Below are 25,763 nucleotides of genomic sequence, written 5' to 3'. Positions count from 1 at the left end.
CCCCAACCACCCGCCCGGGTCCCCCTCCCCCGGGGGGGGTGCCCCCCCCCCCCAGCCCTCACCCACCCCGGGGGGGGGCCCGCTCGCTGCGGGGCGCCCACGCCGGCGGGTTCAGAGGATCGGGCGGGGGGTGTAGCCCGCGGCGGCCGGGTGTTTCCGGACGACGTCGCCGATCTTCTCGGCCACGGCGGCCACCTGGGCGCCGGCCGCACCGACGTAGGCCGCCCGGTCGGCGACCAGCCCGTCGATCTCGCCCCGGGTCAGGCCCAGCCGGCCGTCGGCGGCCAGGCGGTCGAACAGGTCGTTGTCGGTGGTGCCCTTCTCGCGCATCGCGAGCGCCACGGCGACCGAGTTCTCCTTGATCACCTCATGCGCCGTCTCGCGACCGACTCCCCGGCGTACGGCGGCGACCAGGATCTTGGTCGTGGCCAGGAACGGCAGGTAGCGGTCGAGCTCGCGGGCCACCACCGCCGGATAGGCGCCGAACTCGTCGAGCACCGTGAGGAAGGTCTGGAAGAGGCCGTCGGTGGCGAAGAACGCGTCGGGCAGCGCGACCCGGCGGACCACCGAGTCCGAGACGTCGCCCTCGTTCCACTGGTCGCCGGCCAGCTCGCCGATCATCGACACGTAGCCGCGGACGACGACCGCGAGCCCGTTGACCCGCTCGCTGGAGCGGGTGTTCATCTTGTGCGGCATCGCGCTGGAGCCGACCTGGCCCGGCCGGAAGCCCTCGGTGACCAGCTCCTGGCCGACCATCAACCGGATCGTGGTGGCCAGGCTGCTCGGCGCGGCGACCACCTGGGCCAGCGCGGTGACCACGTCGAGGTCGAGCGAGCGCGGGTAGATCTGGCCGACGCTGCGCAGCACCGACGAGAAGCCGAGGTGCGCCGCGACCCGGGCCTCCAGCTCGGCGACCTTGGTCGCGTCGCCGTCGAAGAGGTCGAGCTGGTCGGCGGCGGTGCCGACCGGGCCCTTGATGCCGCGCAGCGGATAGCGGCCGATCAGGTTGTCGAGCCGCTCGTAGGCGATCAGCAGCTCCTCGCCGGCCGATGCGAATCGCTTGCCCAGCGTGGTCGCCTGCGCCGCGACGTTGTGCGACCGGCCGGCCATCACCAGCTGCTCGTGCTCGACGGCGAGCCGGGCCAGCCGGGCCAGCGTGGCCACCACCCGGTCGCGGATCAGCTCGAGCGAGGAGCGGATCTGCAGTTGCTCGACGTTTTCGGTCAGGTCGCGCGAGGTCATCCCCTTGTGGATCTGCTCGTGCCCGGCCAGCTCGGCGAATTCCTCGATCCGGGCCTTCACGTCGTGGCGGGTGACCCGCTCGCGCTCGGCGATCGAGGCGAGGTCGACGTCGTCGAGCACCGCGCGGTAGGCCTCGACCGCGCCCGCCGGCACGTCGATGCCGAGGTCGCGCTGCGCCTCCAGCACCGCGATCCACAGCCGTCGCTCCAGCTTCACCTTCTCGGTCGGCGACCAGAGGTCGACCAGCTCGGGCGAGGCGTAGCGGGCAGCGAGAACGTTGGGCACCTGGGTCACCCGGCCATTCTGGCACCCGGCCGGAGCACCACTCGCAGCTGCGAGCGGTGGAGTTGTGACCCACCACACAACGGCTATCGTGAGCCGCATGAAGCCATTTCGGGTCGAGACCACTGTGGACGCACCGCAGGCGCTGGTCTGGCGGCACTTCACCGAGCCGGAGCTGATCCGTCAGTGGTTCGGCTGGGATCACGAGGGCCTCTCCGACGAGATCCAGCTGATCTTCCTGCGCGACGCCCGGCTCAGCCCGCCCGACCGGATCGCCCTGGGCGACGACCACCTGATCACGCTGACCGCCGAGAGCCCCACCAGCACCACGGTCCGGATCGAGTCGCCCGGCGAGCCGACCGGCGAATACGACGCCATCGAAGAGGGCTGGCGGCAGTTTCTCGAGCAGTTGCGCTTCCTGCTCGCCCGCGGCCACGGCGCCCGGCGGACGCTGTTCTTCCAGGGTGTGGTGAACCCGGCGCTGCGCACCGACGCGGGTCCGGTCTGGCACCGGAGCCGCCACCTGCGGATGACCGTCGACGGCTCGGGCCACCTGGTCGCCCTGGCGACGCAGGCGTCGGTCGACTCCACCGAGCCGACCGACGCCACGGTCACTGTCTCGACCTTCGGCCTCGACGACGCCGGGTTCGCCGCGGTCGAGGAGGCCTGGGCCGACCGCTGGAAGTCCCTGTCCTAGAGCGTGTGCCGCAACTGGCGCACGTCGCGGCTGAAAAGCATGGCCACGGTGGCCACCGCGATCACCGCTGCGGCACCGACCAGGGTGTGTCGCACCCCGAAGTGCTCGGCCAGCGGCCCGGCCGCGACCTGGCCGACCGGCAGGGCGAGGATCGAACCGAGCATGTCGTACGAGTAGACGCGCGCCAGCATCTCGCTCGGCACGTGCTCCTGCATGGTGGTGTCCCAGGCGACCGTGAACTGCTCGAGCGCGAACCCGACCGCGAACCCGGCCAGCAGTAACACCAGCACCGTCGAGGTCAGCCCGAGGGCCAGCACCAGCAGCACGTCGCCGAGGCACCAGAGCACGCCGTAGAAGAGCAGCCGGCCGACCCGCACCCGCATCGCGACGAACGCGCCGGCGATCATGCCGGCGGTCTCCAGGGCCAGGATCAGGCCCCAGGTCGTCCGGCCGAAGCTCGCGTCGGCGACCACCGGGCCGAGCACGCTGACCGATCCCGACAACGCGGCGTTGATCACACAGAACCCGGCGACCACGACCCACAGCCAGGTCCGGCTGATGAAGGCGGTCCAGCCGAGCCGCATCTCGGCGAAGATGCCTGGGCGCTCCAGCACCGCCGGCTGGTCTGACTTCGGCACCCGCACCAGCGTGAAGAGCAGGCCCGCTAGGAAGAAGGTGCCGGCGTCGACCGCGAGGCCCCACCCCGGCCCGGCCGTGGCGACCAGGACGCCGCCGAGCGACGAACCGGCGATCATCGCGGAGTTGAAGGCGAGCCGGTTGATCGCGTTGGCCTGCTGGAGCATCCCGGCCGGCACGGTCTGGGGCACGATCGCCGCGACCGCCGGGAACGAGACGGCGGCCGCGACGCCGTTGACGGCCGACAGGCACAGCAGCAACGGGATCGTCGCCGTGCCGGTGAGCACCGTCAACGCGACCGTCGCCTGGGTCGCGCCGGCCAGCACGGACGCACCGACCATCACCAGGTGGCGCGGCAGGCGGTCGGCGATGACGCCGCCGAAGAGGATGAAGACGACGTTTGCCAGCGACCGGGCGCCGACGACCAGACCCAGGTCGCGGGCGGAGCCGGTGAGGTCGAGCACGGCGAACGCGAGGGCGATCGGAGCCACCGCGTTGCCCAGCATGGTGGTCGTGCGCCCCGCCACGAGGAACCGGAACGGGGCGTGGCGCAGCGGCGCCAGCATTCCCGGTCGTGGCTCCTCACCGGTGGGGGCCGGGGCGGCGACGATGTCGGTCATCGGGCGTCGGGCTCCATTCTGAACAGTGCGATCGTCGCGTTCACGCGGATCGTGCCGGGGGTGCGGGGTGCCATGGCCGCCCGGTGCAGGGTCAGGCTGGCCTGGTCGATCTGCTTTTTCACCGCGGCCCAGACGGCCGGGTCGACCCAGAGTTCGGCGTCGGTGAGGTGGTTGCCCTTCGCCCGCATCAGCGCCCGGGAGCGCCGGCGCAACTCGCCTGCGAGCACCTCATACATCAGCAGGTGGTCGGCCGTGCGGGGGGCGCCGTCGGGGATGTCGGGCTCGGGCCGCTCGAAGTCGGCCGCGGCGTTGTGCCGGTAGCGCTTCGCGACCCCGCCGCGGATCCGTTCTTCGCCGGCCGCCTCGATCTGGCCGGCGGCGAGCAGGTGCCGCAGATGATAGCTGGCATTGGCGTGCGTGAGGTCCAGCTCCCGCGCGACTTCCGCGGCGGTCATCGCCGACCCGGTCAGCAGGGAGAGGATCCGCAGCCGGATGGGGTGGGCCAGCGCGCGGAGCTTGAGGGTCGGGTCATCTCCCAAAGACATGTTGGACAGTGTGCGCGGGGCCCGCACACACTGTCAAACATTCATTTGGGGGTACGGGGTGGTCAGCGCTCCAGAATGGCCACGACGCCCTGGCCACCGGCCGCGCAGATGGAGATCAGCCCGCGCCCGCCGCCCTTCTCGGCGAGCAGCTTGGCCAGCGTCGCCACGATCCGCCCGCCCGTCGCGGCGAACGGGTGGCCGGCCGCCAGCGACGATCCGTTGACGTTGAGCTTGGCGCGGTCGATCGAGCCGAGCGGCGCGTCGAGACCGAGTCGCTCCTTGCAGAACTCCGGCGACTCCCAGGCCGCCAGCGTCGAGAGCACCTGCGACGCGAACGCCTCGTGGATCTCGTAGAAGTCGAAGTCCTGCAGGCTCAGCCCGTGGCGGGCGAGCAGTCGCGGCACCGCGTAGGCCGGCGCCATCAGCAGCCCCTCGTCGCCGTGCACGAAGTCGACCGCCGCGGTCTCGGCGTCGACGAAGTGCGCGAGCACCGGCAGCCGGCGCTCGGCGGCCCACTCGTCGGTCGCGAGCAGCACGGTCGACGCGCCGTCGGTCAGCGGCGACGAGTTGCCGGCGGTCATCGTCGCCCGCTCGGCGTCGGGCCCGCGGGTGCCGAACACCGGCCGCAGCTTGGCCAGTTTCTCCATCGACGTGTCGGCCCGCAGGTTCTGGTCGCGGGTCAGCCCCAGGTAGGGCGTCATCAGGTCGTCGAAGAAGCCGCGGTCGTAGGCGGCCGCGAGCCGCTGGTGCGAGGCCAGGGCCAGCGCGTCCTGCGCCTCCCGGTCGACGCTCCAGCGCAGCGCGGTGATCGCGGCGTGGTCGCCCATCGACAGGCCGGTGCGCGGCTCGGCGTTGCGCGGCGTCTCGGGCAGGAACGCGTGGTGCGGGCGCAGCCGGGCGGCCGCGCGCAGCTTGGCGCCGGTGGTGCGGGCCGCGTTCATCTGCAGCAGCGTGCGGCGCAGGTCTTCGTTGAGTGCCAGCGGCGCGTCCGATGTGGTGTCGACGCCGCCCGCGATGCCCGCGTCGACCTGCCCGAGCGCGATCTTGTTGGCCACCAGGATCGCGGCCTCCAGGCCGGTGCCGCAGGCCTGCTGAATGTCGTACGCCGGGGTGGTGGGGTCGAGCTTGGACCCGAGCACCACCTCGCGGGTCAGGTTGAAGTCACGCGAGTGCTTGAGCACGGCACCGGCGACCAACTCGCCGACCCGGGTGCCGGCCAGCCCGAAGCGGGCGACCAGACCGTCGAGCGCGGCGGTGAGCAGATCGAGGTTGCTCGCCGCCGCATAGCGGCTGTTGGAGCGGGCGAACGGGACACGGTTGCCGCCGACGATCGCGACTCGTCTGGTCTCCATCAGTCGCCTCCCTCATGAGTTACTCGCGAGTAGGCTACCGCTATGAGCGACCGATACGCGAGCTTCGCGAACTCCGGTCCCGGCCGCGCGCTGGTCAAGCGGCTCGGGCTGCCCCAGCCACCGCATCTACGCCGCTTCCATCCCGGAGATCCGCTGGTCACCGGCCCGGTGCTGCTCGGCGCCGCGCCCGGCGGCCGGCTCGACGAGCCGGTCCGCAAGATGCTCACCATCGCCGGCGTCGCCTTCGAGGGCGGGCCGCCCTGGTCCGCACTGATCTTCGACGCGAGCGGTATCACCGGGTCCACCGGCCTGCACCCGGCCTACGAGTTCTTCCACACCAACGCGCGGTCGCTGGCCCCGAGCGGCCGAGTGATCGTCTTCGGCACACCACCGGAGACTTGTGCGTCGCCGCGCGAGGCCACCGCCCAGCGCGCGCTGGAAGGGCTGACCCGCAGCATCGGCAAGGAGTTCGGCCACGGCTCGACCGCCCAACTGGTCTATGTGGCCCCCGGCGCCGAAGAGTTCACCGACTCGACCGTGCGCTTCCTGCTTTCCGGGCGCTCGGCGTACGTGTCGGGCCAGGTGATCCGGATCGGCCAGGTGCTCTCGTCGCCGATGACCGACTGGGCGCACCCGCTGGAGGGCAAGGTGGCCCTGGTGACCGGGGCCGCACAGGGCATCGGCGCGGCCATCGCACGGGTGCTGGCCCGCGACGGCGCCCGCGTGGTCGCCCTCGACGTGCCGGCCGCGGGCGAGAGCCTGGCCCGCGTCGCCAACGAGATCGGCGGCACGGCGCTGCAACTCGACCTCACCCGGCCCGACGCACCGTCGGCACTGGCCACCCAGCTCAGCTCGCGACACGGCAAGGTAGACGTCGTGGTGCACAACGCCGGGATCACCCGCGACAAGACGATCGGCCGGATGACGGCCGAGCAGTGGGATGCCGTCGTCGACGTCAACCTGTCCAGCCAGGAGCGGATCAACGACGCGCTGGTGCCGCTGATGCCGGAGGGCGGGCGGATCGTCGCGGTCTCGTCGACCAGCGGCATCGCCGGCAACCGGGGCCAGACCAACTACGCCACCTCCAAGGCCGGCGTGATCGGGCTGGTGCAGTCGATGGCGCCGGTGCTCGCGCAGCAGGGGATCACCATCAACGCGGTGGCGCCAGGCTTCATCGAGACCCGGATGACCGCGCGAATGCCGATGGGTGCCCGCGAGATCGGCCGCCGGATGAACAGCATGGCGCAGGGCGGCCTGCCGGTCGACGTGGCCGAGACGATCGCGTGGCTGGCGGCGCCCGGTTCGGCCGGCATCACCGGCAACGTGGTGCGGGTCTGCGGCCAGATGTGGCTGGGGGCCTGATGTCGATCGTCGAGCTCGACGGCCCGCCGGAGTTGGGTCCGCTCTACCGGCGGGCCGCGATCCGGGCGCTGCCCCGCATCGGCCTGGTGCCGGGCAGCGACCGGCGGCCCCCGATCGAGGTGCTGCCCGACGTCGAACTCGTGTTGCGCGGGGTCGCCGTGGACCGTGGCCGCCTGGCCGAGTACGACCGGGTGTGCGGTTTCCGGCTGACCGACCGGCTGCCGGTGACGTTTCCGCACGTGCTGGCCACGCCGCTGGCGATGCGGCTGATGACCAGCCCCGAGTTTCCGTATCCGGTGGTCGGGTTGGTGCACGTGGCCAACCGGATCACCGTGATCCGGCCGCTCGACGCGGGCGACCGGTTCGACCTTTCGGTGCGGGCGGTCGACCTGCGCCCGCACGAGCGCGGCCGCCAGTTCGACGTGGTCGCGGTCGCGACCGTCGACGGGGTCGAGGTCTGGCGGGACGTCTCGACCTACCTGCGCCGGGGGCGGACTGCCGGCTCGGCCGGCGCGGCTGGCTCGGCTGGCTCGGCTGGCGGGGCTGGCGGGGCTGGCTCGGCCGGCGCGGCCGGCGCGGCCGGCGCGGCCGGCGCGGCCGGCGCGGCTGGCTCGGCTGGCTCGGCTGGCGGGGCTGGCGCGGCTGGCTCGGCGCCGCGGGATGTGCCGCCGCCCGCGTCGGCGACCTGGAAGGTGCCGGCCCGGGTGGGCGTCGAGTATGCCCGGGTCTCGGGTGACCGCAACCCGATCCACACCTCGCGGCTCGGTGCCCGCCTGTTCGGGTTCCCGCGGCCGATCGCGCACGGGATGTGGAGCAAGGCCCGCTGCCTGGCGGCGCTCGACGGGCGGCTGCCCGACGCGTACACCGTCGAGGTCGCCTTCAAGCGGCCGATCCTGCTGCCCGGCACGGTCGCGTTCGCGGCGACGCCGGGCGAGACCTTCGCCCTGCACGATCCGAAGACCGGCGCGCCACACCTCACCGGCACCATCAGCTGACGGCGGGCCCTTGTGGCCCGCCTGTGCCCGGGGTTATTCTCATCTTGAGTTATTCTTAAGCAGAGAATTTCTTAGGGTGAGAAGGACGGGCCGTGGTCAACGAGCAGGAGTTCCTGGCGGGTTACGACCCGCGGGCCTACCCCGCGGTCGCGGTCACGGTCGACGTGGTCGCCTTCACGATCCGCGACGGTGAGCTCCAGGTCCTGCTCATCCAGCGGGCCGGCCCGCCATTCGCCGGGTTCTGGGCGTTGCCGGGGGGCTTCGTCCGGCCCGACGAGGAGCTCGCCGCGGCGGCTCGCCGGGAGTTCGGTGAAGAGACCGGGCTCGGCGGCGAGCCGCTGCGGCGGGTGCACTTCGAGCAGCTCGCCTCCTACGGCACGCCCGACCGCGACCCCCGGATGCGGATCGTCTCGATTGCCTACCTGGCCTTCGCACCCGACCTGCCGGATCCGTCGGCCGGTTCCGACGCCGGCGACGCCGAGTGGCTGGCGGTGACCGCGCTGCCCAGCCGCGAGCTGGCCTTCGACCACCGGCGGATCGTCGACGACGGCCTGGAGCGGGCGCGGTCGAAGCTCGAATACACCCCGCTGGCGACCGCGTTCGTCGGCGAGGAGTTCACCATCGCCGACCTGCGCGCGGTCTACGAGACCGTCTGGGGCCACCCGCTGCACGCCGGCAACTTCCACCGCAAGGTGCTTTCGGTGCCGGGGCTCGTCGAGGGCACCGGCGCGACCACCGAGCACGGCGGGCCGCGCGGCGGCCCCCGCGCCCGCCTCTACCGGGCCGGCGACGCCCGGTTGCTGCACCCCGCCCTGCTCCGGCCGGCCCGGGAGGAGACGTTCCGATGACCACCCTCGACGAAGCGATCCGCCTGGTCAACGATGCCGGCGACCTCGAGCTGTTCGGCGCCGACGACCCGCACCGCGGCTACCTGCGGCTGGCTGCCGTGCTGCACCCCGACCGGGTGGCGCCGGCCGCCAAGGCCGTCGCGACCGAGGCGTTCATCACGCTCACCAACCGCTGGCGGGCCCGCGGCACGGTGGCCTTCGGGCACTACCGGGTCGGCGCGGTGGCGCACGCCGGTGACCTGGCCAACCTCTACGCGCTCGGCCGGGGCATGTTCCTCAAGCAGCCGCGCCGACCGGCCAACAACGACCTGATGGATCGCGAGGCGCACGCGCTGAGCCGGATCGCCGCCGTGGGCGACCCGCGCTACCTGCCCTACGTGCCCCGGCTGGTCGAGACGTTCCGGCACCGCGATCCGGGCACCGGCGAAGAGCGCCGGGTCAACGTGCTCGGCTCCGTACCCCAGCTGCTCAGCGTCGCCGACCTGATCCGGATGCGGCCCGACGGCCTCGACCCGCGCGATGCCGCCTGGATCTGGCGGCGGTTGCTGGTCGCGCTCGGGCTGGCGCACCGCGCCGGCGTCGTGCACGGCGCCGTGCTCCCCGAGCACATCCTGGTCGAGACCACCGACCACGGCGTGGTGCTGGTCGACTGGTGCTACGCGGTGGTCGACCGGCTCGACCACGTGCCGGCCGTCGTGCCCGGCTACGCCGACTGGTATCCGCCCGAAGTCCACAAGCGACAGCCGCCGGGGCCGGGCACCGACATCGCGATGGCCGCCCGCTCGATGACCGCACTGATGGGTGCCTACGCGCCGGCCGCGTTGCTGGCCTTCGCCAAGGGTTGCGCGCAACCGTCGCCCCGGCATCGGCCCGACGACGCCTGGGTGCTCCTGGCCGAACTCGACGACCTGCTCGAACGACTCTACGGCGCGCGGAAGTTCCGCCCGCTCCACCTTTAAGGAGGCCCGCGATGGGCAGCGGAGTCTGGTCAACCGACGTCTACGATGCCGCCGACCGCTACCGGCGCTCGACCGGCCGGAGCGCCTTCGCCTACAGCGACAGCGGCGCGCGCACCGTCCACCCCAAGCTCGACCCGCACGGCACCGTCCGGGAGAGCCGCGACTCGGCCGAGCACCCCGAGTCGATCGCCATCGCGGTGCTCTTCGACGTGACCGGCTCGATGGGCGACGTGCCCCGGGTGCTACAGACCAAGCTGCCCAAGCTGCTCGGCCTGCTGCTGCGCAACGGCTACGCCCGCGACCCGCAGATCCTCTTCGGCGCGATCGGCGACGCCACCTGCGACCGGGTGCCGCTGCAGATCGGCCAGTTCGAGTCCGACAACAGGATGGACGACGACCTGGGCCGGATCGTGCTCGAGGGCGGCGGCGGCGGGCAGATGACCGAGTCCTACGAGCTGGCCCTCTACCACATGGCGCGGCACACCGAGTTGGACTGCTTCACCAAGCGCGGGCGGCGCGGCTACCTGTTCGTGATCGGCGACGAACTGGCCTACGACCGGGTCAAGGCGCGCGAGGTGCGCAACGTCTGCGGTGACGACCTGAGCGAAGACATCCCGCTGCGGCGGATCGTCTCCGAGGTGCGGCGCAAGTTCGACACCTATTACCTGCTGCCGCGCGGCGCGAGCTACGCCGGCAGCACCAGGGTGCTCGACTTCTGGCGGGGGCTGCTCGGCCAGAACGCGATCGAACTCGACGACCCCAACGCGGTCTGCGAGACGATCGCCCTGGCCGTGGGCCTCGGCGAGGCGGCGATCGACCTCGACGCCGGCCTTGCCGACCTCGCCGCGGCCGGCAGCACGGTGACGGCATCGGTCTCCACCGCGCTGGCGCCGGTCGACCGGGGCGGGCGGGTGCTGTCCACCTGGGGCCTGCCCACCACCCTGCACGGCGACGACCGGATCAGCCGGCTATGAACCACGTGCTGGTGGCCGACCTGGGATACGGCGACGCGGGCAAGGGAACCGTCGTCGACTGGTTGTGCGCGAAGGGGATCGACGGCCGTCCGGTTGCCGCGGTGGTGCGGTACAACGGGGGCGGGCAGGCCGGCCACAGTGTCGTTCTGCCCGACGGGCGGCGTCACGTCTTCGCCCAGTTCGGCGCCGGCACGTTGCGTGGCGTGCACACGCACCTGTCCCGGTTCATGGTGGTCGACCCGCTGGCGCTCGTCGTCGAGGCCGACCACCTGGCCGACATCGGTGTGCCGGATGCGTGGGACCGGCTCACCGTCGAGGGTGACGCGCTGCTCGCCACGCCCTATCACCGGGCCGCCGGCCGCGCCCGGGAGATCGCCCGCGGGGCCCACCGGCATGGGTCCTGCGGCAAGGGGGTGGGCGAGGCTATGGGGTACGCGCTCGCCCACCCCGCCGACGCGCCCCGGGTGGCCGACGCGCAGGCCCCCGGGGTGCTCGGCGCCAAGCTCGCCGTGCTCCGCGACCGGCTGGTCGACGAACTCGGCCCGCTCGACGTCCCGCCGATCGACGCGACGGTGCAGGCGTTCGGCGCGTTCGCGGCGCGGGTGCCGATCGTCAGCCGGGCCTTCCTCGGCAACCTGCTGGCGGTCGGTCCGGTCGTCTTCGAAGGAGCGCAGGGCGTCCTGCTCGACGAGTGGCACGGCTTCCACCCCTACACGACGTGGAGCACGACCACCTTCGACAACGCCGAGACGCTGCTGGTCGAGGCCGGCCAGGCCGGCAACGCGACCCGGCTCGGCGTGCTCCGGGTGGTGACCACCCGGCACGGCCCCGGCCCGCTGGTCACCGAAGACCCCGGGCTGCCGCTGACCGACCCCAACAACCCGACCAACAGGTGGCAGGGCCGATTCCGGTTCGGACACTTCGACGCGGTGGCACACCGCTACGCCATCGAGGTCTGCGGCGGGGTCGACGGGATCGCGCTGACCCACCTCGACCTGGTCGGTCCGGCGTTGAAGTTCTGCGACAGCTACGACTGGACCGACCGGCTGCTGCCCGGCCCGGTCGGCGACCTCTCCCGGCAGGAGGCGCTGACCCGGCGGCTGTTCAGCACCCGGCCCCGCTATTCCAACGGACCCGTCGACTGGCCCTCGGCCGTCTCGGCCGCGCTCGACGCGCCCGTCGTGATCACCTCGCACGGCCCGACGGCGGAAGGGAAGCAGGTGCTCAGGCCGAACTGGGCTGCCAGAGCTCACCCTGCAACAGCTGGCGGGCACCCAGCCAGGTGAAGTTCATCAGTCGCGCGGCCGAGTGGTCGGGATCGGCCTCGGGGTGGTCGGCCAGCCAGTCGGCGACCGACTCGGCCGCGCCGACCAGGGCGTAGGCGCTCGCGGTCAGATCCGGCTCGCGGGCCTCGGCGCCGCTGGCGAGCACGGCGCGGCGGAGCATGCCGGCGATCACCTCGACCATGCGGCCGCGCAGGGCGGCGATGTCGGCCGCGAACGGCTCGCGGGCGCTGGCCTGGCGGTAGAGCACCGCCCAGCCCTCGCGGTGGGCGCCGACGAAGCCGAAGAAGCCTTGCAGGCCACGCCAGAGTTGCTCGTCGGCCGGCAGGTCGTCACGGACCACGGCGACGATGGACTCCAGCAGGCGGGTGCCCTCCTGGTTGACACAGGCCCGGAAGAGGTCGTCCTTGCTGCCCAGGTAGGCGTACACCATCGGTTTGGAAATGCCGGCCTCGTCGGCGATCTCGTCCATGCTGGCCGCGTGGAAGCCGCGGCGCGCGAAGACCCGCACGGCCGCCTCGAGCATCTGCTGCTCGCGAACCGCGCGGGGTAGGCGCTTGAAGGTCGGCCGGCTCGGCACGCTTGCCAGCATATCTACTCGTGCGTAGGGTTACTCCAGAGTAGCTAAATCGGTTGAAGGGTATTTCCGCGATGACTGACTTCGACCCGACCCCGTTCGCCGCGGTCGGCCCCAAGGAGTTCGCGCAGCTGGTCAAGTCCACGCCCGACGCCAAGATCGCTGAGATCATGCAGAGCGACGCGCGCGGCAAGGTCCTCGACCAGGTCTTCGAGCGGATGCCTACCCTGTTCCGCGCCGACCGCGCCGGCTCGACCAACGCGGTGATCCACTGGACGGTGACCGGCCGCCCCGACGGCGGCAGCGACACCTACGAGGTGGTCATCGAAGACGGCACCTGCACCGTCAACAACACCGCCGAGCGCGACCCGCGGCTGTCGCTGACGATGGGCCCCGTCGACTTCATGAAGATCGTTTCGGGCAGCGGCAACCCGGTGATGATGTTCATGACCGGCAAGCTCAAGGCCAAGGGAGACCTGGGCCTGGCGGCCAACATCGCCAACCTCTTCGACATCCCCAAGAGCTGACATGGCGGAGTTCTCGCTCGACCTGAGTGAGGAGCAACGCGACCTCCGCGACTGGGTGCACGGCTTCGCGGAGTCGGTCGTGCGCCCGGCGGCGGCGGAGTGGGACGCCCGCGAGGAGACACCCTGGCCGGTGATCCAGGAGGCAGCCAAGGTCGGCCTCTACGGATTCGAGTTCCTGGCCAACGCGTGGGCCGACCCGACCGGGTTGTCGCTGCCGATCGCGAGCGAAGAGCTCTTCTGGGGTGACGCCGGGATCGGCATGGCCCTGATGGGCACGTCGCTGGCGGTGGCGGCGATCTACGGCTCGGGGACGCCGGATCAGCTTGTCGAGTGGGTGCCCCAGTGTTTCGGGTCGGTCGACGAGCCGGCGGTGGCGGCGTTCTGTTCGACCGAGCCGGGTGCTGGTTCTGACGTATCCGCGATGCGCACTCGCGCCGTCTATGACGCGGCCAGCGACACATGGATCCTCAATGGACAGAAGGCCTATGCCACCAACGGCGGAATAGCTTCTGTGCACGTGGTGACGGCGAGTGTCGATCCTTCGCTGGGTGCGCGCGGGCAGGCCGCGTTCGTGGTGCCACCCGGTACGCCCGGGCTGTCCTCGCCGCGGAAGCTGCAGAAGCTGGGGCTGCACGCCTCGCACACCGCCGACGTGTTCCTCGACGACGTGCGGGTGCCGGGGTCGTGCCTGCTCGGGACCTATTCCGCCTTGCAATCGCGCCTTGAGCGGGCGCGCTCGGGGCAGCGGTCAGCGTCGTCGTCGGCGATGCGGACCTTCGAGATCACCCGCCCGACGGTCGGCGCACAGGCCCTCGGGGTGGCCCGGGCCGCGTACGAATACGCGCTCGACTACGCCAAGACCCGGGAACAGTTCGGCCGCCCGATCATCGAAAACCAGGCCGTCGCGTTCGCGCTGGCCGACATGCGCACGGACATCGACGCCGCGCGCCTGCTGGTGTGGCGGGCCGCGTGGATGGGCCGCAACAATCGCCCGTTCGAGGCGGGCGAGGGCTCGATGTCGAAGCTCCGCGCCGGCGAGGTAGCGGTCTCGGTCACCGAAAAGGCCCTCCAGATCCTCGGCGGGGCCGGCTACGTGCGCGACCACCCGGTCGAGCGCTGGTACCGCGACGCCAAGATCTACACCATCTTCGAGGGCACCTCGGAGATCCAGCGGTTGGTGGTCTCCCGAGCCATCTCGGGCCACCAGATCCGGTGACGACGGCCCACGCCGTCTACACCCTCGCGCGGCGGGGGCTCATCACACCGGGTCCGCCGTGGCGTCTGGTCGCACAACTACATGCTCTTCGCCGCTGGGGCTACGGCCTCGGCGGCGAACTGCACCAGGCGGCGGCGCGGTCTCCTAGGCGGGTGGCCCTGGTCGATTCGCGTGGTGCTGGTCGATTCGCGTGGCGCTGGTCGATTCGCGTGACGCTGGGCGATTCGCGTGACCCTGGTCGATTCGCGTGGCGCGTTGATCTATGGCGAGTTGCGGCGCTGGCGCTGGGGTTGCTCGCCTCGCCCGGGATCGGGCCCGGAGACCGCCGGCGCGGCCGGGGCGCACGGTGGTGCTGACGTCTGGAAATACCGGGACGTCCAAGGGGGCCCGGCGGCCGAACCCGGGCGGCCTTGGGCCGTTGGTGTCGATCCTCGACCGGGTCCCCGTGCGGGCCGGTTCGCGCGGGCTGATTGCCGCCGCTGTTCCACACCTGAGGGTATGCCGCGCTGCACATGGCCTTCGCGCTCCGCGCGACGGTCGTGCTCGCGCCGCGGTTCACGTCCGGGCCCACTGTGGAACCTCACGCGGCGGCATCACCGCCTGAACGCGTTCGCCGTACCGGTGATGTTGGAACGTCTGCTTGACGCCGGGTGTCGTGTCGTGCATCTGACAGCGGCTGAAGCGGAGGCTCTGGGTCGCACAAGGGGAGCGTGGCCACCTCTATACGGAGCTGGCCGCATGCGACGGGACGATCACGGCGCTCACCGGCCAGATTTGACCTGAAGGCCCGGCTCGGCTTGGTGCAGCAGTCCATATTCGGCGACCTGGCCCGCCCGCCGCAGGCGCAGGGTCCGGAGGTAACTGCCGGAGACCCGCTCGGTCCTATACGGCGACGCGATACGGACAACTACGCACATCAACCCTTGCCTTCGACCGAACGGATGGGCCAACCATGCCCGTAGATCCACTTCCACTCTGTAACGGCACGGTCCAAGGTGGGTCTTCTTGCAAACTTAAGCTGAACTTAAAACGGAGGAAACCTAATGCGTAAGCGCACCATCCTGACTGCCGCCGGCCTCGTTCTCGGGGCGGCTATTGCCATCGGCTGCGGCAGTGGTGGTGACAGCGGCGACGATGTAACGGTCAGCTCAGGCGGCGGCGACACCGCTGCCTCCGCCCCGGCCGCTGAGAAGGGCAAGCCGGAGCGCCCCGTGAAGGCCAAGTTGGGCGAAACAATCACCGTCGACTCGTCCCTGTTCGGACAGGGCGACCAGGTGGTGGCGTTCACCGTTGCCAAGGGGCGGCAGCTGAAGCCGGCCAACGAGTTCGACGATCCGAAGGGCGTGTACTACGGCGTCGACCTGACTGTGCAGGTGAAGGCAGGCAGCCACTTCGCCAACCCGAGCGACATTTCCCTTGTCACCGCCGACGGTGAGGTGTTCGAGACTACGATCTCAATGCACGACGGGCTGTTCGAGTCGGCGGATCTGGGCAAGGGCCAAAAGAAGGCCGGGTTGGTGGTATTCGATGTGCCCAAGGCGAAGCTCAAGGGCGCGAGCATCCAGGTGAAGTCGTTCTGGGACGAGACCGCGTACGGCGTGTGGGCCATCTAGCGACTCCCACCGCAGGCGGGGACGAATTCGTCTCCGCCTGCGGGTGCGGTCCAGGCCCGTTGCAGGGCCGCCAGATCGCTCGGTCGCAACGCAGTCTTACCCACTACACGACGAAGCCCAAGATCCACCTCGGTTGATGGCACAGCATGTCATCGCCGGTATCTTGGGGTGCTCGATGCCGCCGGGTTGCTCACGGTCGTCGGGCGCGAGGACGACATGGTGATCTCCGGCGGCGAGAACGTGTTTCCGTCGGCGGTCGAGGATCTGTTGGCCGCCCTGTCGGCCGTGCGTGAGGTGGCCGTCGTCGGGGTGACCGACGACTCATTCGGCCACCGGTTGGCCGCCTTCGTGGTGCTCCATCCGGGCGCTTCGCTGTCGGCCGACGCGGTGCGCTCGCATGTGCGCGAGCACGGTGCCCGGTTCGCGGTGCCGCGGGATGTCCATTTCGTCGCGGCGCTGCCCCGGACCGCGACCGGAAAGGTGATCAAGGGTGCACTGCTGAGCGCGCCGGCTGAGTGACCCTGCGTAGCCACCGCCCTTCTTCCCATCTCGGTTCGGCGCGACAAATGCCACACACCACGCATATGCGGTGGACGCTGGTCGCCGAGAGTAGTCACTATCGGTGAATGTTGGATGGCGGAACACCTGGCGGTAACGGTGACCACACCGGCCCCTTGGGCCGCATGCTGCACTTCGACGACATGGACGTCCCGTCCGACGTCGTCGACGCGCTGGCCCTGTCGCACTTCGTCTCCGGTGACCAGCCGTGGGCGCGGACCAAGCGACTTGATCGGGTACGCGCGGACGCGAGCCTCCTTCCCCCCACCGCCAAGCTCGCCCGGGTCGCGGTCGACGAGGGCCGCGATGCCCGGCTGGCGACCGGCGACGGGTGGACGGTCCGCGCGGTCCGCTGGCGCACCGGCGGCGCGTCGATCACGGTAACCGCGATCACCGAGGAGCTGGCGCAGTCGGTGCTCGACGAGTGCACCGCCGGCGCGGCCGAGCCCGCGGCGGTCGACACCGGCGAGGTCGAGATCGGCTTCTGGCACCAGTCGCAGATGGGTCCGACCCGCACCGCCCGGCACGTGGCTTGCGACGAGTGGACCTCGATCCGCGACAACTACGAGAAGGGCGCCGGCGACGCGATTGACCAGCTCGCCAAGCTCACCCCCGAGACGGTCAACGGCCGGCTGCTGATCATGCACGGCAGCCCCGGCACCGGGAAGACCACAGCCTTGCGCGCGCTGGCGCGCTCCTGGCGCGAGTGGTGCCAGGTGGACGTCGTAATCGATCCCCAGGCGCTGTTCACCGACCCCGGCTACCTGGCCAGGGTCGCCGCGGGCGGCCAGGGCCCCACCGACAGCCGCCGCTGGCGACTGCTTCTGCTCGAGGACAGCGACGACCTGATCCGCGCCGACGGCTTGACCGCGACCACGCAGCAGCTCTCCCGGTTGCTCAACCTGACCGACGGCCTACTGGGCCAGGGCGGCAACGTGATCGTGGCGGTGACCACGAACGAGAAGATCGGGCGCCTGCACCCCGCGGTGCTGCGGCCCGGTCGGTGCATGGCTCAGATCGAAGTCGGACCGCTGCCGTACGAGCAGGCCACCGAATGGCTCGGCTCGTCGGCGGGCGTCGGCGCCTATGGTGCGACGCTGGCCGAACTGCTGGCCCTGCGCGACGGCCGGCCGGCGGTCGCCACACCACAGGCGCCCACCGCGAGCGGCTTCTACCTCTGAGCGATCTTCCCCAGAAACCGGAAGAAGTGCGGATCGAAGCGCGTGGGGTCGGCTGCGTCGAGCTCCGCGGCTGACCACCACCGCGCCTCGGCGAACTCGCGCTCGTCGGCGGTGATCCGCTGATCCCGCGGCACGGCGACCGGAAACCACAGGCTCACGTCGGTGTGCCCGCGGTCGATCCCGATCGTCGTCGTGACGGTGAGGAACACCGGGTCGCCGACCGTGATCCGCAGCCCGAGTTCTTCGAGCGCCTCGCGCCGCGCGGTGTCGGCCGGGTGCTCGCCGGGTTCGACGTGACCGCCGGGTGGGAGCCAGAGCCCGGCGTTGACGTGATCGACGAGCAGGACGCTGCCGTCGCCGTCGATCGGCACGACGTAGGACACCAGGTGCCGCGGCGGCGTAGCCGGTTTGATCCGCCGGAAGACGTCGGTCGTGCCAGCGAGCCATCGCAGCGTGTCGGCCCGGTGCTCGGCCTCCACCTGGTCCGCTGTGTCCAACCGCTCAACAAGATCCACTACTGCGGGAATGCTCATCGCCGACCAGTATCGTGGACGCCGTCATGAAGGCACTCGCGCTCACCCTCCGTTTCCTGCTCGAACTCGTCGCCCTGGCCGCGATCGGGTTCGGCGGCTGGAGCATTCCGTCAGCGGCCTGGGCCGGTGCCCTGCTGGCGATCGTGCTCGTCGCAGTGGCGATCGCAGTCTGGAGCCGCTGGGTAGCGCCCCGCGCCAAACACAAGCTCCCCGACCCCCAACGCCTCCTCCCCGAGTGGCTCGTCTTCGGCGGTGCGACCGTGGCGTTGATCGCGACCGGCCACTGGGCGCTCGGTGTGGCCTTCGCCGTGCTGGCGGCCGTCGACCGCTTCGCCCTGTGGCGCCTCGGCGCCGACACCGACGGCGCGTCCCTGCCGACGGCACGTTGATCGCGGCTGTCGAGATCGGTCGCTAGCCCTCCTCGGTCGATGGGTGGTCGAGCTTCAGCGCGTAGGCGTCGCGGAGGGATTCCCACCCGTAGGCCCGGGCTTCGTTGCCGCGGATCGGGCCGACCGGATTGCCGGACAGCAGGCGCTCGGCGACGTCGAGGCAGATGTGCCAGCCGGCGGCTACCTGGGTCACCGAGGAAGGGTCGCTCACCGTGTGGTGGAGCGTGAGGCGTGAGCCCGTCGGGGTCGCTACGAGGTCCCACCGTAGAAGGTCGGTGCCCCAGCTGTAGGTCAAGCTGCGTTCGGGGTCGACCTCGGTCACCTCAACCGCGATATCGCTGTGCTGGTCGCTGTCGATCATCGTCAGCGTGGCCGGGCCGAGCGCGGCCAGGTCGCGGTCGGCCGTGTAGGGCGCCCATTCGCCCAACTCGGCAGGCACGGTCAGCGCCCGCCAGACACGCGGCGGCGGATGCGGAAAATCACGGATGAACACGAGCGCCCAGCGGCCTTCACTCGCCCGCTCGGTGCGCGCTTCTGCCAGCGGACCTGGTTCGTAGTCCTTCATCACTGCTCCGTCTCATCGAGGTGACGTGCCAGCTTGTCGAGGTGCTTCGTCCACAGCAGACGGTAGGGCGCGAGCCACTCGTCGATCGCCGCGAACTGGGCCGGCTCGACGCGGTAGATCCGGTGTTGTGCCGCGACGCGCGACGAGACGAAGCCCGCCTCCCGCAGCACCTTGAGATGCTTCGACACCGCCGGCTGACTGATCGTCAACGCGGCGACCAGCTCACCCACACTGCGGTCGGAGACACGCAACTCATCGAGGATCCGCCGACGCGCCGGCTCCGCCAGCACCGCGAACGCGTTTACAGGCACTCACCCAATATGCCCCCCACGGAATATGCCTGTCAAGGCATACAGACGCGTCGGCCCACCGACCGCGCGACCACGCGCACAGCCGAGCAGGCAGTGCCGGCACGCCGTGCCTGGGCCGGCCAGCGTTCGCGACCCGGGGTGGCGCGGCGAATCAGCTCGTAGGTCGCGTCCCGAGCCCGCGCCTCCCCCGCTCACCGGGCTCGCTCCGCTCTCGGCGGCGGCCGCGCCATCCCAACCTCCGTGCCTCCCCGCAGTGGCTGCCGGCTCGCGCCCGGTCTGGCCATCAAGCTTCGCGGTCGGATCGCTGGTCGTTTGGTCATGAGGGAATCCTCGACCGGGGGTACGACAGAAATGGGCGCCGCCCGCGGTTATCCACAGGCCTTTTTCGACGGAGGCGGCCGGCGTCCGCCATCGCTAGGCTCGTCGCCATGTCACGGGTGGTGGTAGTCAGCGGCGGAGGCACCGGCATCGGCCGGGCGGTGGCCGCGTCCTGCGCGAAAGACGGCGACACGGTGGTGATCGTCGGCCGGCGCGCCGACGTTCTTTCCCTTGCGGCAGAAGAAATCGGTGCGCATCCGATCGTCGCCGACGTCGGTGAGGTCGGCGACGCGGAGCGGGTCGCGAGCGAGGTCGGTGAGCGCTTCGGCCGGGTCGACGTGCTGGTCAACAACGCCGGCGGCAACGCCGTGCTGGCCTTGCCCGAGCCGGGCCCCGAGGTCGGTCCAGTGGCCCGGGCCTCGGCGGCCTGGACGGCCAACCTGCGCTCCAATGTGCTCACTGCCGTCCATCTCACCGAAGCGCTGCGCGACCTGCTCGCCGACGACGCCCGGGTCGTCCTGCTCAGCTCGATCGCCGCGTTCCGCGGTTCCGGCAGCGGCTCCTACGGTGGCAGCAAGGCGGCGCTGCATCCCTACGCGATCGACCTCGCCGCGGCGCTCGGTCCGCGCGGCATCACGGTCAACGTGGTCGCACCGGGCTACACGACCGAGACCGAGTTCTTCGCCGACACGATGACCGACCAGCGCCACGAGTTGCTGATCAACCAGGCACTCAACAAGCGCCCCGGGCACACCGACGATGTCGCCGCCGCGATCCGATGGTTGACCTCGCCGGGCGCCGGCCACGTCACCGCGCAGATCATCCAGGTCAACGGGGGCGCGCTGCCCGGCCGATAGCCGGCGGGCACGGGTGGTCTGTCGGCTCACCCTCAGCCAACGCCGGGTGCAGTTCCAGACAGGTGCCGGGCCGACCTCGGCCAACGACGCCGGCGGCCGATGGTGGTCCGTCGGCTCACTCCTCAGCCAACGGGGGCGCGGTTCCTGACGGGTGCCGGGCCGATCGCGGCCAACATCTCCGGCGCCCGGGTCGTCGAGCTGCGGGCCTAATCGACCACCGCGCCGGCGGTTACGTTCAGGACCGTGCCGGTCAGGGCGCTTGCCCGGTCCGACGCGACGAACGCCGCCACCTCGGCGACCCGGGCCACCGTCAGCGGACGTCCCAGCGGGCTCCCCGCCCCGGCCGCCTCGGCGACCTCCTCGAACGACTTGCCGAGGCGGGCCGCCGCGTCGCGCCACAGGCGCTCGGTCAACGACCCCAGTCGCAGGGCCGTCTCGGGAATGCCGGTCAGGCGGAGACAGACGACCCGGGTGCCGCGCGGGCCGAGTTCGGCCGCGAGCTGCCGGGCCATCGTCTCCACCGCCGCCGACGCGCTGCCGAACGGACCGGTCGTCGCGGCCGGCATCCGGGCCATCGGTGTCGACAGCATGATGATCACGCCGTCTGTCATGTGCACGGCCGCCGCCTTGGCCGTGTTGTAGGCGGCGCGGGCCGCGTCGGCGATCGGTCCGACGACAGTGTCGGCGCTCATTTCGATCAAAGGCATGCCCTGCGCGCCGCCGTCCAGGCCGACCGCGTTGACGCAGATGTCGAGGTCGCCGACCTGAGCCGCGAACGCGTTCACCGACGCCTCGTCGAGCACATCCACCACGGCGGTCTCGGCCGGCTCGCGGCCGAGTGTGCCGATGTCCGCCGCCACCGTCGAGAGGGCCGACGCGGTTCGCCCCGCCAGATAGACCCGCGCGCCCTGACCTGCGAAAACACGAGCGATCTGGCCGCCGATGGCGCCGCCGCCGCCGTACACGATCGCCTTCTTGTGCTCAAGCATGAGCGTTCCTCCGGGCGCTATCGGTTGATCCTCTCGTGTATTGAGACGACATTTCCGCGGATTGCTCATCACGGTTGCGGCCGGGGGCGCCGATGGCCATAGGGTCAGTCCCATGAAGTTGCTCGTGACCGGCGGTGCCGGATATATCGGGTCCGTTGTCGTGCATCAACTGCTCGACGCCGGCCACACGGTCGAGGTCATCGACGACCTCTCGACCGGCCACGTCGGTTCGCTGCCGGGCGAGGTGATGTTGCACAAGCGCGACCTGCACCAGGTCGGCGAGGTCTTGACCGCCGACGCCGGGTTCGACGGCGTACTGCACTTCGCGGCCAAGATCGCGGCGGGCGAGTCGGTGGAACGGCCCGAGATCTACTGGCACACCAACGTCTCCGGTTCGCTCGCGCTGCTCGATGCGATGCGGGTGGCCGGCGTGCAGCGGCTGGTGTTCAGTTCCACCGCCGCGGTCTACGGCAACCCGAGCACCCTTCCGATCACCGAGCAGGCGCCGGTCGCGCCGACCAACCCCTACGGCTGGACCAAGCTCGCCATCGACATGGCCATCGCCCACGCGGTCAAGGCCCACCAACTCGGCGCGACCAGCCTTCGCTACTTCAACGTCGCGGGCGCGGCGCTCGACGGGCCGATCCCGCTCGGCGAGTGCCACGAGCCGGAGACCCACCTGATCCCGGCCGCGCTCGAGGTGGCGGCCGGCCTGCGCCCGAGCCTGCGGATCTTCGGCGGCGACTACCCGACCCGCGACGGCACGTGTGTGCGCGACTACATCCACATCGAGGACCTCGCGGCGGCGCACCTGCTCGCGCTGGAGGCGATCGACCCGGGGCGCCACAAGATCTACAACCTGGGCAACGGCAAGGGCTTCTCCAACCTCCAGATCGTGGAGATGGTGCGCACGGTGACCGGCGAGGAGGTGAAGGTCTCACCCGCTCCGCGCCGCGCCGGCGACCCCGCTACGCTCATCGCGTCGTCGGTCCGGGCGCGCGCTGAGCTGGGCTGGGTCGCCGCGAAACCCGACCTGGCATCGATCGTGGAGGACGCATGGACCTTCTTCCAGACGCGCCGCATCGCCGGCTCAACCGGCTGACCGGCGAGTGGGTCCTGGTCTCACCGCACCGCACGGCTCGACCCTGGCAAGGCCAGGTCGAGGAGACGACACCGGAGAAGCGCCCCGAGTACGACCCGTCGTGCTACCTCTGCCCCGGCAACACCCGGGCGGGCGGGGTGCAGACACCGGTGTACGACTCGACATACGTCTTCGACAACGACTTCGCGGCCCTGCTGCCCGAGGCCGCCAAGGACGGTGTCGACGACGGCCTGCTGGTCGCCCGGCCGGAGCGCGGGATCTGCCGGGTCGTCTGCTTCTCGCCCCGGCACGACCTGACCCTCGGCGGCATGTCGCAGCCCGCTCTCCGGACCGTGGTCGACACCTGGGCCGAGCAGACCGAGCAGCTCGGCGCCATCGACTGGGTCGGGCACGTGCAGGTCTTCGAGAACCGTGGCGCGATGATGGGTGCCAGCAACCCCCATCCGCACGGCCAGATCTGGGCGACCGAGAGCGTGCCCAACGAGCCGGCGAAGGAACTCGCGCAGCAGGCGGCGTACGAAGGCGACTGCCTGCTCTGTGACTATCTCGCCGCCGAGCTGCGCGACGGGTCGCGGGTGGTCGACAGCAACGGGCACTACGTCTCGCTGGTGCCGTTCTGGGCGGTCTGGCCGTTCGAGACGCTGGTGCTGCCCCGGTCACACCACGGGTCACTGACCGATTTGGACGGTGCCGAGCGCGACGGGCTGGCCGACATCCTCGGCCAGGTGACCCGCCGCTACGACCGGCTGTTCGGCATCACGTTCCCCTACTCGATGGGCTTCCACCAGCGTCCCACCGACGGCAGCGAACACCCGCGCGCGCACCTGCACGCGCACTTCTACCCGCCGCTGCTGCGGTCGGCGACCGTGCGCAAGTTCATGGTCGGTTTCGAGTTGCTGGCCCAGCCGCAACGCGACATCACGCCGGAGAGCGCCGCGCAACGGTTGCGGCAACTCGACAACGATTGATCTTCGATCGCCGGGGGTACGTTCCGCTGCGTGACCGAGCGATCCGGATCCGCGACGGCGGCCCGCTGGGTGCTGCTGGCGATGGTGGTCGGCTTCGCCGCGCTGGCGGCCGTGTTCGCCGCGCGCGGCGAGACGAGCGGGCTGCCCGTGCCGTGGAACGTGGTCGTGCCGCTGCTGCCGTTCTTGGTCTTCCTCGGGCTCCTGGCGCCGTTGGTGATCGGGGCCAGAAACCGCAAGCGGCCGTTGCTCGACGGTGCCGACGCCGCCACACGTAAAGCGGTGAACCGCGCCATCCAGGACGGTTTCGCGCCGGAATCGCGGATCGACGAGCTGGTCGTCGACCTGCGGGAGCACCCGACGACCGGCCGGCTCGGGCTGGTCGCGACGATCCAGGTCGTGGGCGCGCTCGCGCTCGGCACCGCCGCGATCATGGCCGGCGAGGCGATCGCGGCGAGCCTGCTAGGCCTGGCCGGGCTGGCCATGCTCGTCGCCGCCGGGATGCTCATCGTGCGGCGGCGCAGACTGCTCGCTTTCCGGCCCGACGGGGCGCCAACGGCCGAACCGCCGGCCGCTGCGAAGGGCGATTGACAGCGGCCGGCGGGGTTCGGTCGTCAGCTGGCGTACACCTCGATCTCGGAGAGCTGGCCCGCGGGCCAGCCGGTGTTGCCGGTGACGTTGACCCGCACGTAGCGGGTCGAAATCGGGGTGAAGCTGACGGTCACCGCGTTGCCGGTCGCGGGGTTGAACACCCGGCCGGCGGAGGCGGAAAGCGTGGTCCACGTCGACCCGTTGGTGCTCCCCTGGATCGAGAGCGTCTGGGTGCGCGTCTGCCAGGCGGCCTGCGGCGGCAGCTTGAGCACGACCCGGCCGACCGAGGTCGCGGCGCCGAGGTCGACCTGCACCCATTGCGGGAACGCGTTGTTGGGGCTTTCCCAGTAGCTGTCGGCGTTGCCGTCGACGACGTTGCCGGATCCGTAGTTTTGCGTGTGCCCGCTCTCGGCGGTCGGCTTGCCCAACGCGAGGTTGGTGTTGGCCGGCGGTGCGCTGGTCGTCGTCGTGACCACATTGGACGAGCTGGAGACGTTGCCGGCGTTGTCGCGGGCGACAACCGAGAAGCTGTAGCTCGTGTTCGGGGTCAACCCGTTGACCGTGTAGGACGTGCCGGTGGGGGTGCCGACCACGGTGCCGCCCTGCCGCACGTCGTAGCCGACCACGCCCGTGTCGTCGGTCGACGCGGTCCACGACAGCGAGACGCTGGTGGTGGTCTTGCCGGTCACGGTGAGGTTGCCCGGCGCGGTCGGCGGGCCGCCGGGTTCGCTGATCCCGCCGTAAACCTCGAGTTGGGAGATCTGCGCGGCGGGCCAGCCGGTGTTGCCGCTGATCGTCAACCGAACATATCGGGCCTGGGACGCGAGCACCGGCAGCGTGACGGTGTTGCCGGACGCCGGGTTGAAGGTCACCCCGCCGGTCGCCGCCAGCGTCCCCCACTGCGATCCGTTGGTGCTGCCCTGGACCAGGATCGTCTGGGTACGCGTCTCCCAGCCCGGCGGCAGCTTCAGCACCAGGCGGTTGACCAGCACGGCGGTGCCGAGGTCGACCTGTAGCCACTGCGGGAAGGCGTTGTTGGCGCTCTCCCAGTAGCTGCCGGCGTTGCTGTCGACGGCGTTGCCCGCGACGAACCCGCCGTTCTGCGAGCTGGCCGACGTCGGCTTGTTGAGGGCGAGGTTGCCGGTCGGCGGGTCGGGCGGGGTGCCGGTCGTGGGCTGGGTGGGGCGGGTCGGGGTCAGTGCGAGTTGGCCTTTGAGCATCCGGCCGCCGTCGGCGGTGATCCGCAGGTAGTAGTCCGAAGAGCAGAACGTGCCGTCTTCGTCCAGGGCACGAATGGTGGCCCCGGCCGGGGTGGTCGCCTGGGTTTCACTGGTCTTGGCGATCTGGTTGCCCTCGTTGAACTCGTCGAACATCGACACATACAGACCGGCCGCGCCGACCCGGACCATGTTGTAGATGTGCCGCCAATAGAAATCGCCGTGCCGGCGATGACCCGAGGACAGGTCACCGGGCATCACACACGGCTGGTAGTCGATCCCGTTGGCGTTGCAGTCAGCCTGGTCCGGGACGTTGACATTGGTGTAGAACCAGTCCAGGCCGGCCAGGTCACCGGTGCGGCCGACCATCCACGGCGAGATCATGTTGAACGCGTGATAGACCTCCAAGAACCCGGCCCGGGAGTCGTTGATCCCCTGCCGCCAGTACGTCGGCACCCC

Annotated in this window: 26 protein-coding genes and 1 pseudogene; 17 read left to right on the top strand and 10 right to left on the bottom strand. The window is 71.0% G+C overall.

The features are described 5' to 3' along the window. Window positions 1-111: 111 nt before the first annotated feature. On the bottom strand, window positions 112-1,536 hold the full coding sequence (gene purB / locus AB0J74_RS38670; RefSeq protein ID WP_363458223.1) for an adenylosuccinate lyase: 1,425 nt from the start codon (window positions 1,534-1,536) through the stop codon (window positions 112-114). Between the two features lie 88 nt (window positions 1,537-1,624). On the opposite strand from purB, the gene AB0J74_RS38665 reads away from it, so the two are divergent. Continuing rightward, a complete protein-coding gene (locus AB0J74_RS38665; RefSeq protein WP_363458220.1) occupies window positions 1,625-2,221 on the top strand; it encodes an SRPBCC domain-containing protein in 597 nt (198 codons plus the stop codon). Here AB0J74_RS38665 and AB0J74_RS38660 read toward each other — a convergent pair. From AB0J74_RS38660 to AB0J74_RS38650, 3 genes are all read right to left on the bottom strand, one after another. Then, window positions 2,218-3,477 (bottom strand): MFS transporter, encoded by a 1,260-nt coding sequence (locus AB0J74_RS38660; RefSeq protein ID WP_363458217.1) that lies wholly within the window; start codon window positions 3,475-3,477, stop codon window positions 2,218-2,220. The two genes, AB0J74_RS38665 and AB0J74_RS38660, sit on opposite strands and share 4 nt — an antisense overlap. Next, entirely contained in the window at window positions 3,474-4,022 is a 549-nt protein-coding gene (locus tag AB0J74_RS38655) for a helix-turn-helix domain-containing protein (RefSeq protein ID WP_363458215.1), read from the bottom strand. The genes AB0J74_RS38660 and AB0J74_RS38655 overlap by 4 nt, the downstream gene beginning before the upstream one ends. A 62-nt stretch (window positions 4,023-4,084) precedes the next feature. Continuing rightward, window positions 4,085-5,377 carry an acetyl-CoA C-acetyltransferase gene (locus AB0J74_RS38650; RefSeq protein WP_363458225.1) on the bottom strand — a complete coding sequence of 431 codons (1,293 nt, stop codon included), beginning with the start codon at window positions 5,375-5,377 and terminating at the stop codon, window positions 4,085-4,087. A gap of 39 nt (window positions 5,378-5,416) precedes the next feature. Here AB0J74_RS38650 and AB0J74_RS38645 point away from each other — a divergent pair, with 39 nt between their 5' ends. The 6 genes from AB0J74_RS38645 to AB0J74_RS38620 all read left to right on the top strand — a co-directional run bounded on the left by AB0J74_RS38645 (window position 5,417) and on the right by AB0J74_RS38620 (window position 11,798). Next, complete coding sequence (locus AB0J74_RS38645; protein WP_363458212.1) at window positions 5,417-6,736, top strand: 3-oxoacyl-ACP reductase; 1,320 nt, start codon at window positions 5,417-5,419, stop codon at window positions 6,734-6,736. Continuing rightward, window positions 6,736-7,731: a MaoC/PaaZ C-terminal domain-containing protein gene (locus AB0J74_RS38640; protein ID WP_363458209.1), complete on the top strand. Its 996-nt coding sequence runs from the start codon at window positions 6,736-6,738 to the stop codon at window positions 7,729-7,731. The genes AB0J74_RS38645 and AB0J74_RS38640 overlap by 1 nt, the downstream gene beginning before the upstream one ends. A 92-nt stretch (window positions 7,732-7,823) precedes the next feature. After that, on the top strand, window positions 7,824-8,579 hold the full coding sequence (locus AB0J74_RS38635; protein ID WP_363458206.1) for an NUDIX domain-containing protein: 756 nt from the start codon (window positions 7,824-7,826) through the stop codon (window positions 8,577-8,579). Continuing rightward, window positions 8,576-9,538 carry a serine/threonine protein kinase gene (locus tag AB0J74_RS38630; protein ID WP_363458203.1) on the top strand — a complete coding sequence of 321 codons (963 nt, stop codon included), beginning with the start codon at window positions 8,576-8,578 and terminating at the stop codon, window positions 9,536-9,538. Before AB0J74_RS38635 ends, AB0J74_RS38630 begins: the two co-directional genes overlap by 4 nt. A gap of 11 nt (window positions 9,539-9,549) precedes the next feature. Further along, window positions 9,550-10,512 (top strand): hypothetical protein, encoded by a 963-nt coding sequence (locus tag AB0J74_RS38625; RefSeq protein ID WP_363458200.1) that lies wholly within the window; start codon window positions 9,550-9,552, stop codon window positions 10,510-10,512. Further along, window positions 10,509-11,798, top strand: coding sequence for an adenylosuccinate synthetase (locus AB0J74_RS38620; protein WP_363458197.1), 1,290 nt, complete (start codon window positions 10,509-10,511; stop codon window positions 11,796-11,798). Before AB0J74_RS38625 ends, AB0J74_RS38620 begins: the two co-directional genes overlap by 4 nt. Here AB0J74_RS38620 and AB0J74_RS38615 read toward each other — a convergent pair. After that, window positions 11,737-12,375, bottom strand: coding sequence for a TetR/AcrR family transcriptional regulator (locus AB0J74_RS38615; protein ID WP_363458195.1), 639 nt, complete (start codon window positions 12,373-12,375; stop codon window positions 11,737-11,739). The genes AB0J74_RS38620 and AB0J74_RS38615 overlap by 62 nt on opposite strands. 71 nt (window positions 12,376-12,446) lie before the next feature. Here AB0J74_RS38615 and AB0J74_RS38610 point away from each other — a divergent pair, with 71 nt between their 5' ends. The 5 genes and pseudogenes from AB0J74_RS38610 (at window position 12,447) to AB0J74_RS38590 (ending at window position 17,467) form a co-directional block, all read left to right on the top strand. Beyond that, complete coding sequence (locus AB0J74_RS38610; RefSeq protein WP_363458192.1) at window positions 12,447-12,899, top strand: SCP2 sterol-binding domain-containing protein; 453 nt, start codon at window positions 12,447-12,449, stop codon at window positions 12,897-12,899. A 1-nt stretch (window position 12,900) separates the two neighbouring features. Further along, entirely contained in the window at window positions 12,901-14,115 is a 1,215-nt protein-coding gene (locus AB0J74_RS38605) for an acyl-CoA dehydrogenase family protein (protein WP_363458189.1), read from the top strand. A 1,043-nt stretch (window positions 14,116-15,158) separates the two neighbouring features. Beyond that, window positions 15,159-15,728: a DUF4352 domain-containing protein gene (locus AB0J74_RS38600; RefSeq protein ID WP_363458187.1), complete on the top strand. Its 570-nt coding sequence runs from the start codon at window positions 15,159-15,161 to the stop codon at window positions 15,726-15,728. Window positions 15,729-15,890: 162 nt separating this feature from the next. Beyond that, window positions 15,891-16,247: pseudogene (locus tag AB0J74_RS38595) on the top strand (acyl-CoA synthetase); the annotation flags it as partial. A gap of 164 nt (window positions 16,248-16,411) precedes the next feature. Beyond that, entirely contained in the window at window positions 16,412-17,467 is a 1,056-nt protein-coding gene (locus AB0J74_RS38590) for a DUF5925 domain-containing protein (protein WP_363458184.1), read from the top strand. Here the strand turns inward: AB0J74_RS38590 and AB0J74_RS38585 are convergent. Further along, window positions 17,458-18,000, bottom strand: a complete 543-nt coding sequence (locus AB0J74_RS38585; protein WP_363458181.1) for an NUDIX hydrolase — start codon at window positions 17,998-18,000, stop codon at window positions 17,458-17,460. The genes AB0J74_RS38590 and AB0J74_RS38585 overlap by 10 nt on opposite strands. A 26-nt stretch (window positions 18,001-18,026) precedes the next feature. Between AB0J74_RS38585 and AB0J74_RS38580 the strand changes: the two genes are divergently transcribed. Next, window positions 18,027-18,389, top strand: coding sequence for a YrdB family protein (locus tag AB0J74_RS38580; RefSeq protein ID WP_363458179.1), 363 nt, complete (start codon window positions 18,027-18,029; stop codon window positions 18,387-18,389). A 22-nt stretch (window positions 18,390-18,411) separates the two neighbouring features. Here the strand turns inward: AB0J74_RS38580 and AB0J74_RS38575 are convergent, their stop codons facing one another. Beyond that, complete coding sequence (locus AB0J74_RS38575; protein ID WP_363458176.1) at window positions 18,412-18,954, bottom strand: SRPBCC family protein; 543 nt, start codon at window positions 18,952-18,954, stop codon at window positions 18,412-18,414. Further along, a complete protein-coding gene (locus AB0J74_RS38570; RefSeq protein WP_363458174.1) occupies window positions 18,954-19,265 on the bottom strand; it encodes a metalloregulator ArsR/SmtB family transcription factor in 312 nt (103 codons plus the stop codon). Before AB0J74_RS38570 ends, AB0J74_RS38575 begins: the two co-directional genes overlap by 1 nt. Window positions 19,266-19,693: 428 nt before the next feature. Between AB0J74_RS38570 and AB0J74_RS38565 the strand changes: the two genes are divergently transcribed. Then, a complete protein-coding gene (locus AB0J74_RS38565) occupies window positions 19,694-20,440 on the top strand; it encodes an SDR family oxidoreductase (protein ID WP_363458171.1) in 747 nt (248 codons plus the stop codon). Window positions 20,441-20,646: 206 nt separating this feature from the next. Here AB0J74_RS38565 and AB0J74_RS38560 read toward each other — a convergent pair whose 3' ends face one another. After that, entirely contained in the window at window positions 20,647-21,543 is an 897-nt protein-coding gene (locus AB0J74_RS38560) for an SDR family oxidoreductase (protein WP_363458169.1), read from the bottom strand. Here AB0J74_RS38560 and galE point away from each other — a divergent pair. From galE to AB0J74_RS38545, 3 genes are read left to right on the top strand one after another with little or no spacing between them, the layout of a single operon-like run. Beyond that, a complete protein-coding gene (galE, locus tag AB0J74_RS38555; RefSeq protein ID WP_363458167.1) occupies window positions 21,542-22,531 on the top strand; it encodes a UDP-glucose 4-epimerase GalE in 990 nt (329 codons plus the stop codon). The two genes, AB0J74_RS38560 and galE, sit on opposite strands and share 2 nt — an antisense overlap. After that, complete coding sequence (locus tag AB0J74_RS38550; protein ID WP_363458164.1) at window positions 22,486-23,499, top strand: UDP-glucose--hexose-1-phosphate uridylyltransferase; 1,014 nt, start codon at window positions 22,486-22,488, stop codon at window positions 23,497-23,499. The genes galE and AB0J74_RS38550 overlap by 46 nt, the downstream gene beginning before the upstream one ends. A gap of 30 nt (window positions 23,500-23,529) precedes the next feature. Beyond that, a complete protein-coding gene (locus AB0J74_RS38545; RefSeq protein WP_363458161.1) occupies window positions 23,530-24,087 on the top strand; it encodes a hypothetical protein in 558 nt (185 codons plus the stop codon). A gap of 23 nt (window positions 24,088-24,110) precedes the next feature. Here the strand turns inward: AB0J74_RS38545 and AB0J74_RS38540 are convergent. Beyond that, a partial coding sequence (locus tag AB0J74_RS38540; protein ID WP_363458158.1) for a discoidin domain-containing protein occupies window positions 24,111-25,763 on the bottom strand: 1,653 nt, incomplete at its 5' end.

Origin of the sequence: Asanoa sp. NPDC049573, from assembly GCF_040676615.1 — a bacterium.
In the GTDB taxonomy this organism is placed as follows: Bacteria; Actinomycetota; Actinomycetes; order Mycobacteriales; family Micromonosporaceae; genus Asanoa.
The sequence above is the reverse complement of the archived record's forward strand: the minus strand, read 5'-3'. Positions and strand labels throughout refer to the sequence as shown.

Excerpts from the sequence above, each read along its gene's own strand:
- AB0J74_RS38630 (WP_363458203.1), top strand. The coding sequence starts at position 8,576 with ATGACCACCCTCGACGAAGCGATCCGCCTGGTCAACGATGCCGGCGAC.
- galE (WP_363458167.1), top strand. The coding sequence starts at position 21,542 with ATGAAGTTGCTCGTGACCGGCGGTGCCGGATATATCGGGTCCGTTGTC.
- AB0J74_RS38640 (WP_363458209.1), top strand. The coding sequence starts at position 6,736 with ATGTCGATCGTCGAGCTCGACGGCCCGCCGGAGTTGGGTCCGCTCTAC.
- AB0J74_RS38550 (WP_363458164.1), top strand. The coding sequence starts at position 22,486 with ATGGACCTTCTTCCAGACGCGCCGCATCGCCGGCTCAACCGGCTGACC.
- AB0J74_RS38575 (WP_363458176.1), bottom strand. The coding sequence starts at position 18,954 with ATGAAGGACTACGAACCAGGTCCGCTGGCAGAAGCGCGCACCGAGCGG.
- AB0J74_RS38620 (WP_363458197.1), top strand. The coding sequence starts at position 10,509 with ATGAACCACGTGCTGGTGGCCGACCTGGGATACGGCGACGCGGGCAAG.
- AB0J74_RS38560 (WP_363458169.1), bottom strand. The coding sequence starts at position 21,543 with ATGGGACTGACCCTATGGCCATCGGCGCCCCCGGCCGCAACCGTGATG.
- AB0J74_RS38600 (WP_363458187.1), top strand. The coding sequence starts at position 15,159 with ATGCGTAAGCGCACCATCCTGACTGCCGCCGGCCTCGTTCTCGGGGCG.
- AB0J74_RS38655 (WP_363458215.1), bottom strand. The coding sequence starts at position 4,022 with ATGTCTTTGGGAGATGACCCGACCCTCAAGCTCCGCGCGCTGGCCCAC.
- AB0J74_RS38580 (WP_363458179.1), top strand. The coding sequence starts at position 18,027 with ATGAAGGCACTCGCGCTCACCCTCCGTTTCCTGCTCGAACTCGTCGCC.
- AB0J74_RS38660 (WP_363458217.1), bottom strand. The coding sequence starts at position 3,477 with ATGACCGACATCGTCGCCGCCCCGGCCCCCACCGGTGAGGAGCCACGA.
- AB0J74_RS38590 (WP_363458184.1), top strand. The coding sequence starts at position 16,412 with ATGCTGCACTTCGACGACATGGACGTCCCGTCCGACGTCGTCGACGCG.
- AB0J74_RS38645 (WP_363458212.1), top strand. The coding sequence starts at position 5,417 with ATGAGCGACCGATACGCGAGCTTCGCGAACTCCGGTCCCGGCCGCGCG.
- AB0J74_RS38585 (WP_363458181.1), bottom strand. The coding sequence starts at position 18,000 with ATGAGCATTCCCGCAGTAGTGGATCTTGTTGAGCGGTTGGACACAGCG.
- AB0J74_RS38665 (WP_363458220.1), top strand. The coding sequence starts at position 1,625 with ATGAAGCCATTTCGGGTCGAGACCACTGTGGACGCACCGCAGGCGCTG.
- AB0J74_RS38565 (WP_363458171.1), top strand. The coding sequence starts at position 19,694 with ATGTCACGGGTGGTGGTAGTCAGCGGCGGAGGCACCGGCATCGGCCGG.
- AB0J74_RS38605 (WP_363458189.1), top strand. The coding sequence starts at position 12,901 with ATGGCGGAGTTCTCGCTCGACCTGAGTGAGGAGCAACGCGACCTCCGC.
- AB0J74_RS38610 (WP_363458192.1), top strand. The coding sequence starts at position 12,447 with ATGACTGACTTCGACCCGACCCCGTTCGCCGCGGTCGGCCCCAAGGAG.
- AB0J74_RS38625 (WP_363458200.1), top strand. The coding sequence starts at position 9,550 with ATGGGCAGCGGAGTCTGGTCAACCGACGTCTACGATGCCGCCGACCGC.